General features: G+C 61.3%; 17 protein-coding genes. 8 read left to right on the plus strand and 9 right to left on the minus strand.

What is annotated here, in order from left to right; all coding sequences use genetic code 11:
- Positions 1-45: 45 nt before the first annotated feature.
- Entirely contained in the window at positions 46-762 is a 717-nt protein-coding gene (locus tag ACS4RR_RS06365; RefSeq protein ID WP_456189855.1) for an SDR family oxidoreductase, read from the plus strand.
- Positions 763-812: 50 nt separating this feature from the next.
- On the opposite strand, the gene ACS4RR_RS06370 is transcribed toward ACS4RR_RS06365, so the two are convergent.
- The 6 genes from ACS4RR_RS06370 to ACS4RR_RS06395 all read right to left on the minus strand — a co-directional run bounded on the left by ACS4RR_RS06370 (position 813) and on the right by ACS4RR_RS06395 (position 4,831).
- Positions 813-1,889, minus strand: a complete 1,077-nt coding sequence (locus tag ACS4RR_RS06370; RefSeq protein WP_456190134.1) for an alpha/beta hydrolase — start codon at positions 1,887-1,889, stop codon at positions 813-815.
- A gap of 114 nt (positions 1,890-2,003) precedes the next feature.
- Positions 2,004-2,639, minus strand: a complete 636-nt coding sequence (locus tag ACS4RR_RS06375; RefSeq protein WP_026154569.1) for a tetratricopeptide repeat protein — start codon at positions 2,637-2,639, stop codon at positions 2,004-2,006.
- 112 nt (positions 2,640-2,751) lie between these two features.
- Positions 2,752-2,877 (minus strand): type B 50S ribosomal protein L36, encoded by a 126-nt coding sequence (gene ykgO / locus ACS4RR_RS06380; protein ID WP_003566454.1) that lies wholly within the window; start codon positions 2,875-2,877, stop codon positions 2,752-2,754.
- Between the two features lie 164 nt (positions 2,878-3,041).
- Complete coding sequence (locus tag ACS4RR_RS06385) at positions 3,042-4,118, minus strand: 5-(carboxyamino)imidazole ribonucleotide synthase (protein ID WP_456189856.1); 1,077 nt, start codon at positions 4,116-4,118, stop codon at positions 3,042-3,044.
- Positions 4,115-4,609, minus strand: a complete 495-nt coding sequence (gene purE / locus ACS4RR_RS06390; protein ID WP_017968169.1) for a 5-(carboxyamino)imidazole ribonucleotide mutase — start codon at positions 4,607-4,609, stop codon at positions 4,115-4,117. The genes ACS4RR_RS06385 and purE overlap by 4 nt, the downstream gene beginning before the upstream one ends.
- Positions 4,610-4,627: 18 nt before the next feature.
- Positions 4,628-4,831 (minus strand): YdcH family protein, encoded by a 204-nt coding sequence (locus ACS4RR_RS06395; RefSeq protein WP_003542832.1) that lies wholly within the window; start codon positions 4,829-4,831, stop codon positions 4,628-4,630.
- Between the two features lie 227 nt (positions 4,832-5,058).
- Between ACS4RR_RS06395 and ACS4RR_RS06400 the strand changes: the two genes are divergently transcribed.
- Positions 5,059-5,232, plus strand: a complete 174-nt coding sequence (locus tag ACS4RR_RS06400; protein ID WP_003542831.1) for a YdcH family protein — start codon at positions 5,059-5,061, stop codon at positions 5,230-5,232.
- 206 nt (positions 5,233-5,438) lie between these two features.
- On the opposite strand, the gene ACS4RR_RS06405 is transcribed toward ACS4RR_RS06400, so the two are convergent.
- The gene (locus ACS4RR_RS06405; protein ID WP_003542830.1) at positions 5,439-5,699 is read right to left on the minus strand and encodes an ArsR/SmtB family transcription factor; all 261 of its coding nucleotides are present in this window, start codon (positions 5,697-5,699) and stop codon (positions 5,439-5,441) included.
- A gap of 139 nt (positions 5,700-5,838) precedes the next feature.
- Entirely contained in the window at positions 5,839-6,603 is a 765-nt protein-coding gene (locus ACS4RR_RS06410) for a sulfite exporter TauE/SafE family protein (RefSeq protein ID WP_456189857.1), read from the minus strand.
- Between the two features lie 107 nt (positions 6,604-6,710).
- Between ACS4RR_RS06410 and ACS4RR_RS06415 the strand changes: the two genes are divergently transcribed.
- Positions 6,711-7,364, plus strand: a complete 654-nt coding sequence (locus ACS4RR_RS06415; protein ID WP_260109406.1) for a thiamine phosphate synthase — start codon at positions 6,711-6,713, stop codon at positions 7,362-7,364.
- 10 nt (positions 7,365-7,374) lie between these two features.
- On the plus strand, positions 7,375-8,457 hold the full coding sequence (locus ACS4RR_RS06420; RefSeq protein WP_162117002.1) for a tetratricopeptide repeat protein: 1,083 nt from the start codon (positions 7,375-7,377) through the stop codon (positions 8,455-8,457).
- Positions 8,458-8,517: 60 nt separating this feature from the next.
- Here ACS4RR_RS06420 and ACS4RR_RS06425 read toward each other — a convergent pair whose 3' ends face one another.
- Entirely contained in the window at positions 8,518-10,260 is a 1,743-nt protein-coding gene (locus ACS4RR_RS06425) for a methyl-accepting chemotaxis protein (protein ID WP_456189858.1), read from the minus strand.
- Positions 10,261-10,600: 340 nt separating this feature from the next.
- Between ACS4RR_RS06425 and ACS4RR_RS06430 the strand changes: the two genes are divergently transcribed.
- Genes ACS4RR_RS06430 through ACS4RR_RS06445 form a run of 4 tightly spaced genes read left to right on the plus strand, consistent with a single transcriptional unit; the run spans position 10,601 to position 13,846 of the window.
- Positions 10,601-10,930 (plus strand): STAS domain-containing protein, encoded by a 330-nt coding sequence (locus ACS4RR_RS06430; protein WP_456189859.1) that lies wholly within the window; start codon positions 10,601-10,603, stop codon positions 10,928-10,930.
- Positions 10,927-11,295, plus strand: coding sequence for a response regulator (locus ACS4RR_RS06435; RefSeq protein ID WP_456189860.1), 369 nt, complete (start codon positions 10,927-10,929; stop codon positions 11,293-11,295). The genes ACS4RR_RS06430 and ACS4RR_RS06435 overlap by 4 nt, the downstream gene beginning before the upstream one ends.
- Positions 11,292-13,337, plus strand: a complete 2,046-nt coding sequence (locus ACS4RR_RS06440) for a chemotaxis protein CheA (protein WP_456189861.1) — start codon at positions 11,292-11,294, stop codon at positions 13,335-13,337. Before ACS4RR_RS06435 ends, ACS4RR_RS06440 begins: the two co-directional genes overlap by 4 nt.
- The gene (locus ACS4RR_RS06445) at positions 13,334-13,846 is read left to right on the plus strand and encodes a chemotaxis protein CheW (RefSeq protein ID WP_456189862.1); all 513 of its coding nucleotides are present in this window, start codon (positions 13,334-13,336) and stop codon (positions 13,844-13,846) included. The genes ACS4RR_RS06440 and ACS4RR_RS06445 overlap by 4 nt, the downstream gene beginning before the upstream one ends.
- The last annotated feature ends 23 nt before the right edge of the window (positions 13,847-13,869 follow it).

The following is a 13,869-nucleotide window of genomic DNA, read 5'->3' on the forward strand; positions in this document are numbered from 1 at the left end:
GGTGATTCAAACGCCTGCGGATCGATCAATTCAAGGAGCAGCATCATGTCTTTGCAGCATGTGGTCGTTATCGGCGGTTCTTCCGGCATCGGCCTCGCCACGGCAAAATTACTTTTGAAACAGGGATATACGGTCACCATTGCGGGCCGCGACGGCGAAAAGCTTGCCGCGGCCAAGGCATCGCTCGATGGCGATCTGCGCAGCGTCGTGCTTGATGCGGTGGAGCTTTCCACACTCGGGGAGGCTTTTGCCGGGATCGGCGCATTCGGTCATCTCGTGCTGGCGATGGGCAGCGGTCACGGCGCCGGACCTTTTGCGGCGCTTGACATGACGGACCTGCTTGCCGGTTTCCAGACCAAGCTCATTCCGCATGCCGCGGCAGCCCAGGCGGCACTGCCGCTGCTGCAGCCGGGCGGCAGCATCACCTTCGTTTCGGCGGTCAGCGCGCAGGCTGCGATGCCTGGCACGGCTGGGCTTGCGGCCGTCAATGGCGGCATCGAGGCGATGGTGCCGGTGCTTGCCGCCGAATTGAAGCCGCTGCGCGTCAACGGCGTTTCCCCCGGGGTCGTCGATACGCCGTGGTGGAGTTTCCTGCCGCCCGAGCAGCGCGGCAGCGTCTTTGCGGATTTCGCCGGCCGCACGCCGGTCGGCCGTATCGGCAGGCCGGAGGATATCGCGCAGGTGATTGCCTTCCTGATCGGAAACGGCTTCATGAGCGGCCACGTCGTCACCTGCGACGGCGGCATTCGTCTCGGCGCCTGAGGCAGGTTTCCTGCAATGCTGAGGACAAAATTATGCAGCAATTCAAAGTGCTACAGCGTCCTCTGCGCGTCTGAAAAAACGCGCGGCCCGGTCGACCCCAACGACTGTACGGCCGCGGCCGTCCGATCGCGTGAGGAGGCGGCAAGCCTCTCTTCGGCCCTGCGGGCGATCGCTTGCAGGTCGCGCGGCTTGCCCGATAGCTTCTCCATGGCGGCGATGGCGACATCGGTTGCGAGATAATCCGGCTTGTGGCCGACGCCGCTGACGGTGATGAGTTCGGAGCCTGATATATCGCGGGCAAGGCCGCGCGAGTGCAAGTGTTCCCAGACGATCTCGTCGCTGTCACCTGTTATGATGACGGTCGGTGCGGTGATCTGCGAATAGAGCAGCGACTGCTCCTTCACATAGGCGCGCAGCCTTTTGAAATCGGCGGCGTTGTTATGGAAAGCGTTGGGTCGCAGCACCAGCGACGGCCCGGTTTTTTCGATGTAGTCGGCCGGGCGCGGATTGGGACGGAAGACATTCAGCGTGCCGCGCTCCAGCCGGCTCAGACCGAGAGGCACGACGATCGCGTGGTTGAAGAGCCAGCCGACGATCGGCACGGTTGCCACATGATAGTACCAGTCGATGCCACCCGGCCATGGATGAGTGGCGGGCGCAAGGAAGAGCAAGCCGGCGGTCTTATCAGGATGACGCAGGCCGAAGGCGGCGGTGATCGCGCCGCCGAAGGAATGGCCGACGATAACAGCCTTTTCGATGCCGCGCTTCTCCATCAGTCTGGCGATCGCATCGGCCTGGCCAGAGGGGACGGCGTTCTCAGGGCCGCCGCGCTCGGAATAGCCATGACCGGGGCGGTCGACGAACAGCATTTCCGCCCGGCCTTCGAGTGCGGCGCGGAAGGCAACGACCTGGTCGAGCAAATTGCCGCTGGCGCCGTGAATGAAAACCAGGGCGGGCAGATCCGCATTTTCGGGACGCTCGATGTGGACGGCATTCATGCGGTAGCCGCCGACATCCGTCAGTTCGCCGATATTCGGATAGGCGTGTTCGAATTGCCGCGCCTTATAAGTGGAGTAACCGATGGCGGCGGCGAGCGGGGCGAGAAGAGCGGAAACTTCTGCAAGCATGATCTCAACGAGCGATAATTGCGGAACGACCTGCTGGCGGACAACCGCCATATCGTTCCCTCCATATGCTAAAATTGCGCGGCGAGATGCGACGTCAAGATATCAGACCAGGAATCAGGTGCGGTTGCCGGCGAGTTTTTCCGCAAGCGTGTTGGCCTGTTCCTGTGCAGTGCGCTCGGCGGGATAGACGTCGAGGAAACGCTCCCAAGCCTTCAAGGTCAGCTGATCGTTGCCGGAATTGCTGAGGATCGCCGCCATGCCGGAGAGCGCGCCGAAATGGCGCGGCTCGAGATCGAGCACACGTTCGATGTCGGACATCGACTTGCGATAATTGCCCATGGCGAAATTCAGCGTGGCGCGGCGGTTCCAGCTTTCGGCATAATCGGGCTTCAGCGCGATCGCCTCATCGAGGAAATCGAGGGCCGCGGGATTGCGTTTTTCCTCGATCGCCTTGTCGGCCCACTGCATCAGCAGATTGACGGTGGCGCTACCGGAATCGTTCCATTCCATGCGGATTTCATTGGCGATGCCGCTGGCCTTTTCGGGATCGCGTTCACGCTTCAGCTGGCTGAAGAGCTGGTCGAGGTGCTGCTTCGGCGAACTGTTGGTATCCGCCTGCTCGACGATGACGTCCTTTTTCGCGGCGGCAGCGGGCTTTTCCGCGGCGGCGGCCGGAAAGGAGGCGGTGAGGAGAATGAGGGCGAGCGGCAGCGCCGCTGATGTCAAAGCAAAAAAGCGCATGGCGGACATATTAGCCCGCCAGCGCCGAAGATCAAACAAATTTGACGTGATCACCGCAGCGACCCACTGAATATATCTGCCGGCGCCAGCTCACGCGGCAGGGCGATCCGGACGCGCGAAATCAGCCCTGACGAGCCTTGAAGCGCGGGTTCAGCTTGTTGATGATGTAGATGCGGCCCTTACGGCGAACCAGACGGTTGTCACGGTGACGAGCCTTGAGCGACTTGAGCGAATTCTTGATCTTCATTTTTCTGATCCGCGATCTCTATGGGGGAATTCACATTCGCCCGTATCTTTAACAATCAAAAGCGCGCCATCGGGCGCGCTGTTTAGGTGGGGGAGCAGATACCCCGTCACCTTTTCCGTGTCAACCACATGAAGGTGTTTTTCCCAAGGCACGGGGGTGTTTTCTCAGGCCAAAACCGGCGATTTCGGCGTCAAGGTGGTGACATGGCCCATCTTGCGGCCGGGGCGCCACTCGGTCTTGCCATAGAGATGAACCAGCGTATCGGGGCGCCGCAGCCAGTCGGGAACGGCCAGGATATCATCGCCGATCAGGTTCTGCATGATGCAGTCGGAATGGCGTTCAGAACCGCCAAGCGGCAGGCCGGCGACGGCGCGGATATGCTGCTCGAACTGGCTGACGACGCAGGCCGCTTCCGTCCAGTGACCTGAGTTGTGGACACGCGGCGCCATCTCGTTGGCGATCAGGCCACCATCGGCAAGCACGAAGAATTCGATACCGATGACGCCGACATAGTTCAACGCGGCAAGGATCTTTTCGGCCGATTGGCGCGCGGCGTCCGCCGTCGATGCAGAGATCGCGGCTGGAACCGTCGAGGTGTGAAGGATACCGTCGCGGTGCACATTCTCGGCGGGATCGAAGCAGACGACCGTCCCGTCGGTGGCGCGCGCGGCGATGATCGAGACCTCGCGCTCGAAAGCGACGAAGCTTTCGAGGATGAGCGGTACGCCGCCGAGTGCGGCATAGGCGCCATCCGGGCTGTCGGCCGCCGAGCGAAAAACCTTCTGGCCCTTGCCGTCATAACCGAGGCGGCGGGTCTTCAGCACGCCCTGGCCGCCGAAATCCTCAAGTGCCGTCTCAAGATCGGCCTGGCTGTCGATCGTGTGGAAGCGGGCGGTTGATATGCCGCAGTCATTGAGAAAGCGCTTTTCGACGAGGCGGTCCTGGGCGGCTTCCAGCGCCTTCGGCGGCGGAAAGACGGAGACATTCGCCGAGAGCCTTTCGGCGGCTGCGACGGGCACGTTCTCGAATTCGTAAGTGACGACATCGCAAATATCAGCAAGTTCGGCCAGTGCCGCCGGATCGTCGTAGGCGGCGGTAATCTGCCGGTTGGCGAGCTGGGCGGCCGGGCAGTCCGCCTGCGGCTCGAGAATGACCGTACGAAAATTCAACCGGGCGGCGGCAATGGCCAGCATGCGGCCAAGCTGGCCGCCGCCGATAATGCCGATCGTTCTTGCCGTCATAGGTTGTCCATCGGGTATTCGGCGACGGCAGCACTCTGGCGCTCGCGCCATTCGTCGAGCCGGTCGGCGATTTCTTCGTCGGAAAGGGCAAGTACGGCAGCGGCGAGAAGCGCGGCGTTGACCGCGCCGGCCTTGCCGATGGCAAGCGTGCCCACGGGAATACCGGCCGGCATCTGCACGATGGAAAGAAGACTGTCCTGGCCGGACAGGGCTTTCGACTGGACCGGCACGCCGAAAACCGGCAGCGGTGTCATCGCGGCGGTCATGCCCGGCAAGTGGGCGGCGCCGCCGGCGCCGGCGATGATGACCTTGAAGCCCTCCGCGCGTGCGCCTTTGGCGAAATTGACCAGCCGGTCCACTGTGCGGTGCGCCGAAATAATGCGCGCGTCATAGGGAATTTCCAGCGCCTCCAGCGTGTCGGCGGCGTTTTTCATGGTCTCCCAGTCGGACTGGCTGCCCATGATGATGGCGACGGGTGGTCTGTCTGTCATCGATGCTGCTATTCCCTCTCAGGCGATAATGTCAGGGATGATCTGATCTTCCAGCTTGGAGAGCCTGTCCTTGATGACAAGTTTTTTCTTTTTCATTCGCTGGATTCGCAGAGCATCGCATCCGGTCTGGATCATGGCGTTGATCGCGGCATCGAAATCCTCGTGCTCCTGACGCAGGCGCGCCACTATGAGCCTGATTTCCGCCTGTTCCTGATCGGCCATATGCATTCCCCGTTACCGTCCCTGGACCTTGTCCGATCTGGCGATGATTTCCGCAAGCTCCTATCACCAAATACGGGTAACGGCTAGTTAGTCTTGATCATGAAATTGCCATCCAGTCTTCATCTTTTGGCCTTCGACAAGCCTTCAAAAATATGTCACAGTCCGGCCGTTGACACCTTGATCCCCGACGATGTTGGCCGGGGAGGGTAAGAGGAAGGAAGGGTCATATGACTGTTCAAGCTCATCTTGAGTCACTCCAGAAAAAGCATGTCGCTCTCGAGGAGGAGTTGCACGCGCTCAGAACATCTCCCTCTATTTCCGATACGGAACTTGCCGAATGCAAGCGCCGCAAGCTGCGCATCAAGGACGAGATTCAGCGTCTTAAATCATCCGTCCACTAATCTTCCCAAGGGTCGCCGGGCGATCATCTTGCGCAACAAGGTAAATCCATCCATTCCGCCAAGAATTAGCAAGAACCGGTGATTTGACACCATATTTGCGCCAGTCCGATGCATCCGGCATCGTGGCTGGCGCTTTTGGGTCCGCCACGTCTGGCATCGCATTCTTATGATGCACATCGTATCCCCAGATCTTATGGGAACCTGCATCAGGCCCAGAACTGATCCAGCCATAAATTGAGCTTGTCGAAGCCGCGGTTGTTGACCGTATAGATGCGTTTGGTGCCTTCCGAGGTCACGGAGACCAGATTGCTGTCGAGAAGCGCCTTCAGGTGCTGTGAAACAGCTGGACGGCTGATCGGCAGGCCTTCGGCGAGCTCGTTGACCGTCCGTGGCGCGCGACGCAATTCCTCCAGCAGAAACCGCCGGTTCGGATCGGCAATTGCAGAGAAAGGGTCCGTGTTCGACATGGCGGGAACGCTACGTCAAACCGGCCGCGCCAGCAAGGAAATTGTGCATTGCAGCGTGCCGCGCTTTAGGTCTTTGTTTTTACGCATGTCGTTAGCGTAAAACCGCCGCACAGTCTTGCGCGACATGCTTTAGCGGTTTCTACCAGCCAAGGCCCTCGCGCACGATCAGGAAGGCGGCGATCAGCGCCATCGCATACATGAAGGGATAGAAGATCTGTGGCTTCATGCGGCGCACGCACCAGGCGCCGGCAATGGTGGCGAGCGGGGCAAAGGGCAGAAGCGTCGCGGAGGTCGCAAGATTCTGGTTGTCGAGTTGGCCGAGCGCAAAATAGGGGATCAGCTTGATGGCGTTGAGGATCGCGAAGAAGCGCACGCTGGTGCCGGTATATTCGCGTGGCTGCAATTTGAGCGGCAGGGCATAGATCTGGAAGGGCGCACCGCCGGCATGAGCAACGAAGCTGCCGTAACCGGAAAATGTCCCCCAGAGGCTGGCGGCCACCGGTCGCTGGCCGCGCGGCGGGATCACCTTGCCGGCGCCCGGGCCGAAATTGTTCCAGAAATAGCGCAGGCAGAACAGGATGGTCACCGCGCCGATGACGATGCGCAACATGTTGCCCGGAACCAGCGCCGAGGTCGCCCAGCCCAGCGCAATGCCGAAGACGGCGCCCGGCAGCATGATCTTCAGCGTCGCCCAGTCGCCATGCTTGCGCCAGATGACGAGCGAGATCATGTCCATGAAGACCAGGATCGGCAGCAGGATGGCGGCCGCCTCAACCGGCGAGACGACGAGGGCAAGGAAGGGCAAGCCGATCAGCGACAAAGCGTCGCCCATGCCGCCTTTTGCGAGGCCTACCAGCAGAACGGCGGGCACGGCGGCGTAGTAGAATGACAAATCCTGCGGCATGCTTTCGACGTCCTCCTCTTGCAAGCCTCGTCTAACGGAACTACTCACACAAAACGAGTGCGGATCCCTCATTTCGAAGGGGAATTCGCAGGAAACGGAAAGACCTCATGACCGAACCGGAAAACCGCTGCCGCCTTGTGCTCATCGTACCTGATATCGCTGATGCCGATGAACAGGCAAAGGTCGTCGCCGACGCGCTGAAGGGCGGCGATGTCGCTTCGGTGATCGTGCCGCAATATGGGCTTGACGACGGCAGCTTCCAGAAACATGCCGAAAAGCTGGTGCCATTGATTCAGGATGCTGGAGCAGCCGCGCTGATTGCAGGCGACAGCCGTGTCGCAGGCCGCGCGAAAGCCGACGGCTTGCACATTTCCGGCAATGTAGCGGCGCTTTCGGAAGCGATCGACAAACACGCGCCGAAGCTGATCATCGGCGGCGGCAACGCGGCCGACCGGCACCATGCGTTGGAGATCGGCGAAGCCAGGCCGGACTATATCTTCTTCGGCAAGCTCGATGGCGACATCAAGCCGGAGGCGCATCCGAAGAACCTTGCGCTCGGCGAATGGTGGGCCTCGATGATCGAGATCCCCTGCATCGTCATGGGTGGCGCCGATCCGGCCTCGGCGCTCGCCGTCGCCGAGACCGGAGCGGAGTTCGTGGCGCTGCGGCTGGCGGTCTTCGCCGAGCCCGCCCGGGCACCGTCTGTCGTCGCCGAGATCAATGCGTTGCTTGACGAAAAAGCGCCACGGTTTGAGGATTGAAATCGCGCTCATGCCGATCCCACCCGTCCGCTTCCTGAAATATATCCTTGCCAGCATGGCCGTCCTCGTTGCGGCCGGACCGGATGTCGTCTTGGCGCAGGCGCCGGACAGCGTCGTCAGCCAGCCGGGCACGGCGCCGGCTTCGACCTTCCGCACCGACCGGCCTTCCGCCTCGGGCGCGGGGCCCTCCGATGGCGTCGGCGTGTTCGACCGCATGGGCGCGAAGCTGCCCGATCTGCCGCCGGAGAAGGATTACAAGGGGCCGATCGACGAGGCTTACGGCGCCTTCCAGCGCGGTTATTACCTGACGGCAATGGAAAAGGCGCTACCGCGCGCCCAACTCGGTGATCCGGCGGCGCAGACACTGATCGGCGAAATCCTGTCGCAAGGCCTCGGCGTCAAGAAAGACGTGAAGAATGCTGCCTTCTGGTACGGCAAGGCGGCAGAAGGTGGCGATCCGGCGGCAATGTTCAAATATGCACTGATCCTGATGGAAGGCGAGGGCGTGCCGCGTGATAAGGTCAAGGCCGACGACTACATGCGCAAGGCGGCCGAGGCCGGCAATCCTTCGGCGGAATTCAACTGGGCGCAGCTTCTCATCGCCGACAATCCCGGCGACAAGGGACTGAAGCTCGCACTGCCGTTCTATGAGAAATCGGCCGAGCAGGGCATTGCCGATTCGCAATATGCCGTGGCGCAGATCTATGCGACGCTGAAAGACCTGCCGGAGGAAAAGAAGAAGCTCGCCCGCGAGTGGATGGTACGCGCGGCGCGCGCCGGCTTCGACACGGCCCAGCTCGATCTCGGCATCTGGCTGGTCAACGGCGTCGGCGGGCCGAAGGATTACGTCAAGGGTTTCGAATGGCTGAAACTTGCCGCCAATGGCGGCAATGTCGCTGCGCAGAACAAACTCGCCCATCTCTATATCAATGCCATCGGCACGCCGCCCAATCCGATCGAGGCGGCGAAGTGGTACGTGCTGTCGCGCCGGGCCGGGCTCGCCGATCCGGCGCTCGAGGATTTCTACCTCGGCATCGAGGAGGATCAGCAGAAGGCGGCGATCGAGGCTGCCAACAAATTCCGGCGGCGTTAGCGGGCGCGCCGTTTACTGGAGTTGCCCTAAAGCGCGCTACACCCTGTTGCGCGACGTGCTTTAGAAAAGCGCGTCGGCGAAAAGATCCTCGTCATTTTCGACTTTGGCCATCTCGGCGAGAGCAGGGGTGCTGCCCTCGCTTGCCGGGATGACGTCGCGATGAATGTTGCGCTCCTGGACCATCGTATAGTGCTTGAAGATCTTGCGGTCGAGCGGCGCGATCATCTCGGCGAGATCGGAAATATCGGCGACATCGGTGCCGGCGACGCCTTCGAGCAGATCGGCGCAGCCGGCAAGGACTTCGCCGAGGTCATGCTGGAAATCGAGCTTGCCGATCAGCAGGCTGATCTTGGTGGCGACCTCGCGACCGTTCTCGGCGAGCACCTTCAGCTCGTTTTCCATCAGGTTGGCTGCAGAGCGGATGTTGCCGACGGCCGATGTCAGGCTCTCTCCCAGGTTGCCGGCTCCGGCATCGGCGGCGGGGGCGACGCGCCCGGCCGCGGCTTCGAGCGCCGGCAGGCCATTGACGATGGCGTCGGCGGAATCGTCGAGCTTGCCGGCGAAAATGCGCAGCTCGGCGGTGACGACGTTGATCGACCTGCCTTCTTCACCGAGGCGGCTGCAACGCAGGTTGGTATTCAAAGCCATATAGTGAATATCGGTCTTGACGGCGCGGATGTTGCCGATCGCTTCGGAGAGCTTGGCGGCCGTGCCGATCGTCGACTGGCTGACCTGGTCGGCCTGACGGCTTGCCGCGTCGACCTGCTTGACGATTTCATGGGCGGCCGAAACGCTGGATTCCAGCGCGCGCATGAAGTTACCGCCGGCCCCGCCGCTCTCACCGCTCATCTGATCGCGCAGCCTGAGGATCTCCCGCATGTCGTGGTCGAAACTCGCGATCGTCTTGACGACGTTCTCAGAATCCCGCTGAAAATTTGCACACATGTCGCTCATCTGCGCTGCAGTCAGATGGTGAATGACGTTCTGGAGGCGCCGGCGCGCGCCAGCGTCGAGCTTTGCGCCATCCTCGCCAGCAAAGAAATCTTCAAGCAGCGAAAAAGTGGCCTGTACATGCTCGATACGCTGCCGGGTGATATCGCCGATCTGCAGGGCAGACAGCGTCGAGGCGACCTTGCTCTGCACGGCGCGGGCAATCGCGCCGACCTCGCGCGCAATGACGCCGAGATCCTTGCGGTGTTCGGCGATCTTGGCGGCATCATCACGCAAGGCCCCGGCGACGGCCGGAACGGTATCGGCATAACCCTTGGAAACGCTGGCGCCAAAGGAGGCGGCGAGCTTGACCTCCTTATCGAGACTGTCGAGGTGTGTGGCGAAACGGTTGACCTCATCGGTGCCGGAATAGATACGCTCCAGAATCTCCTGGGCGAAGCCGGCGAATTCGGCAATGCCGGCGCCGGTGATCTTCACGGTCACTGCGAAGGTTCTGAGATAACGCATCGTCTCCTGCATGTCAGCGACATGCTTGCGCAGCTCCCTGCCGGTATGCGCCAGCGAGACGAGCGCCTGCTGGCGGCCTTCCTCGCTGATCGGCAGCGCCGTCAGGCTCGCCACCGTGGCCCGAAGATCGGCACCGGTGTCGCTCGCCTCTTTATTGTCGAGCGCCGTGGTGACGCTCTCGAGCGAGCTCAGCAAGCGGTTGAGAACATCCATAACCGACAGCAGCACGGTGCCGCCTTCGAGGAAACGTTCCTCGACCTGGCCGCGGGCGGATTCCAGGGCCTGGCTGATGTCCCGTCCTGATGTGTAGGCTGCAGCGTTCGGCGATACCAGAGCGTGTGCCACTTTTATACCTTTTGTTAAAATTCAGGCAATTCCACTCTATTTTTACGGGTAGGATGGAAACATCCGGTAAATGCGCCGGACTCGCTAGCGTTGTGATTAACGAAAGATGTTGATGGCGTGTCGGTGAAAGCCCAACGCTCGACTTGATGATTCAACATATTGTTTTTATTCTATTTATTTCTAAATTTTGAGAGAAAAATACAACTTATCCCGGATGAGAATTGGGAGTCCCCGAGCTCGCTATACGGCAGTTTCCTACAACCGCTGTTTACCCCGCATTAACGCTGCCGTGAGAGTCCTTTTAGGGTTATCAAGTATTTCTCTGGCCCGGGAGGCTGCATTGGATACTCAAAAGCAATATTACGAATCTATAAATTTGCCGGACGTACTCAGCATTCGTAACGTGTCCGAATTATATTCCAAGCTTAACGACGTATTTCATAACCGTGATACAATCATCATCGGCATTCCCGACGGCGCGGAAGCGGATCTGAGTTTCATTCAACTCATCGAATCGTCGCGCCGCCAAGCAAAGGCCAAGGGAAATACGTTCAAACTTTCTTCGCCGGCCAGTGGCTCCGTTCTGAAGGTACTTGAACGCGCAGGTTTCATCGAATCTTTCGATCACGAAGACGCAAATTTCTGGTTGCATAAAGAGGTGACTTTATGAGTGCAAATATGCTGACTGTCGACGATTCCGCCAGCATTCGTCTGACCACCAAGGTCACGCTGACCAATGCCGGCTATAGCGTCACCGAGGCGGTCAACGGGGCGGAGGGCCTCGCGACGGCCAAGGGCAGCAGCTTCGATCTGATCGTGACCGATCTCAACATGCCTGTCATGGACGGGCTGACGATGATCGAGGAACTGCGCAAGCTGCCGGCGCAAGCCGGCGTTCCGATCATCTTCCTGACGACGGAATCGGACGCCGATCTCAAGGCGCGCGCCAAGGCCGCCGGCGCAACCGGCTGGCTGACCAAGCCGTTCGACCCGGAAAGCCTGGTGAAGATCGTGAAGAAGGTTCTCGGACGATGAGTACGCTCGATCCCGTCGCCGTATTCCGCACGGAGGCTGCCGAATGCCTCGAAGCGATCGAGGCCGGTCTTCTCGACCTGACTCACCAGCTCGACAACAAGGATGTCGTCGACGCCGTGTTCCGCGGGCTCCACACGCTCAAGGGCTCCGGCGCGATGTTCGGTTTCGAGGCGCTCGCTGCCTTCACCCATCATTGCGAAACAGCCTTCGACCGCGTCCGCAAGGGCGAGGTTTCGGCGACCAGCGAACTCGTCGCCGCCGTCCTTGCCGCTCAGGACCATATGCGTCTCCTCGTCGACCAGCCGGACGCCGATCATGGCGATATTGGGCACAAGCTTCTGGCGCAGTTGCAGGCCGCCGTCGGCGGCAAGGAAGCGGCGCCGGCCGCTGTTCCAGTACCCGCAGCCGTGCGCGAGGCACCGGCGAAGAAGAAGAACAGCTGGCGCATCCGCTTCAGCCTGCCCGCCAATTCGATGGCCAACGGCACCAACCCGCTCGGTCTGCTGGACGAGTTGCGCGATCTCGGCGAATGCAACGTGCGCGCCAATACCTCGGCCATTCCGGTGCTCGACGAGCTTACTCCGACGGATCTCCATATTTCCTGGGATGTGACGCTAACTAGCGAGCAAGACCGTTCGGCGATCGACGACGTCTTCATCTTCGTGCTCGATGACATGGAACTCAGTGTCGAGGAGATCGACGGGCCGACAGCGGCAGCCGTCGCTCCGGCCGATGAAGAGGCAGCCCCTGCGCCTGTCGCCGCGGCATCGGCGGCGCCCGTTCCGCCGGCGGTTGTCCCGGAATTCCGTCCTGTCGAGGCGGTTCCGGCCAAGCGCGAGGCGCCCGCCGCCGTCAGCCAGGCGAAGGCGGCCGAGAATGTCCGCGTTCCGGCCGAACGTCTCGACGAGCTGATGGATCGCGTCGGCGAACTCGTCATCGCGCAATCGCGCCTCAGCCAGCTCGCCAGCGCCAGCACCGATATCGCGCTACGCTCCGTTTCGGAAGAAATCGAACGCCTCTCCGGCGAATTGCGCGACACGATGATGGTGTTGCGCATGGTGCCGGTCGCCACCCTGTTCTCCCGTTTCCGCCGCCTCGTCCATGATCTCGCCCGCGAGACCGGCAAGGTGATCGAACTGGTGACGGAGGGCGAGAGCACAGAAGTCGACAAAACAGTCATCGAGCGTCTGGCCGATCCGCTGGTGCATCTGGTGCGCAACTCGATCGATCACGGCCTCGAAACGCCCGGCGATCGCCTTGCCTGCGGCAAGATCGAAGCCGGCACGGTGACGCTTTCGGCCCGCCAGGCCGGCGGCGAAGTGATCATCTCGATCAAGGACGACGGCCGCGGCATCAATCGTGAACGGGTTCGCGCCAAGGCGGAATCCCCCGGCCTCATCCAGCCCGGCCAGCCGCTTTCCGACTCTGAGCTGCTGCAGCTGATCTTCGCCCCTGGCTTCTCGACGGCTGCCGCGATCACCAATCTGTCCGGCCGCGGGGTCGGCATGGACGTGGTGAAGAAGACGGTCGAAGCGCTCCGCGGCGCGATCGACATTGTCAGCGTGCCGGGACAGGGTTCGGAAGTGTCGCTGCGCATTCCGCTGACGCTCGCCATCATCGACGGGCTGCTGGTGCGCGTCGGTTCCGGCCGCTACGTCATCCCGCTCTCGGCGGTCGAGGAATGCCTCGAACTGTCGCTCGAGGAAGATCTCCGCTCGCGCGGCCGCAGCTTCATCTCGCTGCGCGACAGCCTGGTGCCGTTCCTGCGCCTGCGCGATCTCTTCCGCACCGGCACCAAGCCCGACGTGCACCAGAAGGTCGTCGTCATATCCACAGGCACGGAGCGCGTCGGTCTCGTCGTCGACCAGATCATCGGCGACCACCAGACGGTCATCAAGTCGATGTCGAAACTGCACAACAACGTTGCGACCTTCTCGGGCGCGACCATTCTCGGCGACGGCAGCGTCGCGCTTATTCTCGACGTCGGGCACCTGGTTGCCGCGGGTCAGCAACAGGAGGCGCAGTTGCGTGTAGCAGGATGAGTGCAAGAGCAGCAACAGCCGAACGATTCGACAATCACTGGAGCTATGCCGAGGAAGTCGAGGTCCTGACCTTCGATCTCAACGGCGAAACCTTTGCGCTGGAAGCCGTCATCGTCCAGGAAATCCTGGACCTGCTTCCCGAGACCGCCGTGCCGGGCAGCCAGCCCTTTGTCGCCAGCGTCATCAACTTTCGCGGCAAGGTCATTCCGCTCGCCGATCTGCGTCTCGCCTTCGGGATGGAAGCAGCGGAGGCGACGATCGACAGCCGCATCATCGTCATCGAGATCGATCTGCAGGGCGAGCAGACGCTCGTCGGCCTCAGAACCGACAAGGTGAACGAGGTGACGACACTTGCAAAGTCCGCGAGCGAGGCGCCGCCGAGCATCGGCATGCGCTGGCGCGCCGACTACATCAACTGCCTGGTGAAGAGGGGCGGAGAATTCATCATTCTCCCTAATTTGCAGGCGATTTTTTCATCGAGGCACAATGCGGCCGGAGCCGCCAGCTGATGTCGGCTGAGTTCAAATTGGAG

Source organism: Rhizobium zaerense (assembly GCF_051810725.1).
Classification (GTDB): Bacteria; Pseudomonadota; Alphaproteobacteria; order Rhizobiales; family Rhizobiaceae; genus Rhizobium; species Rhizobium leguminosarum_I.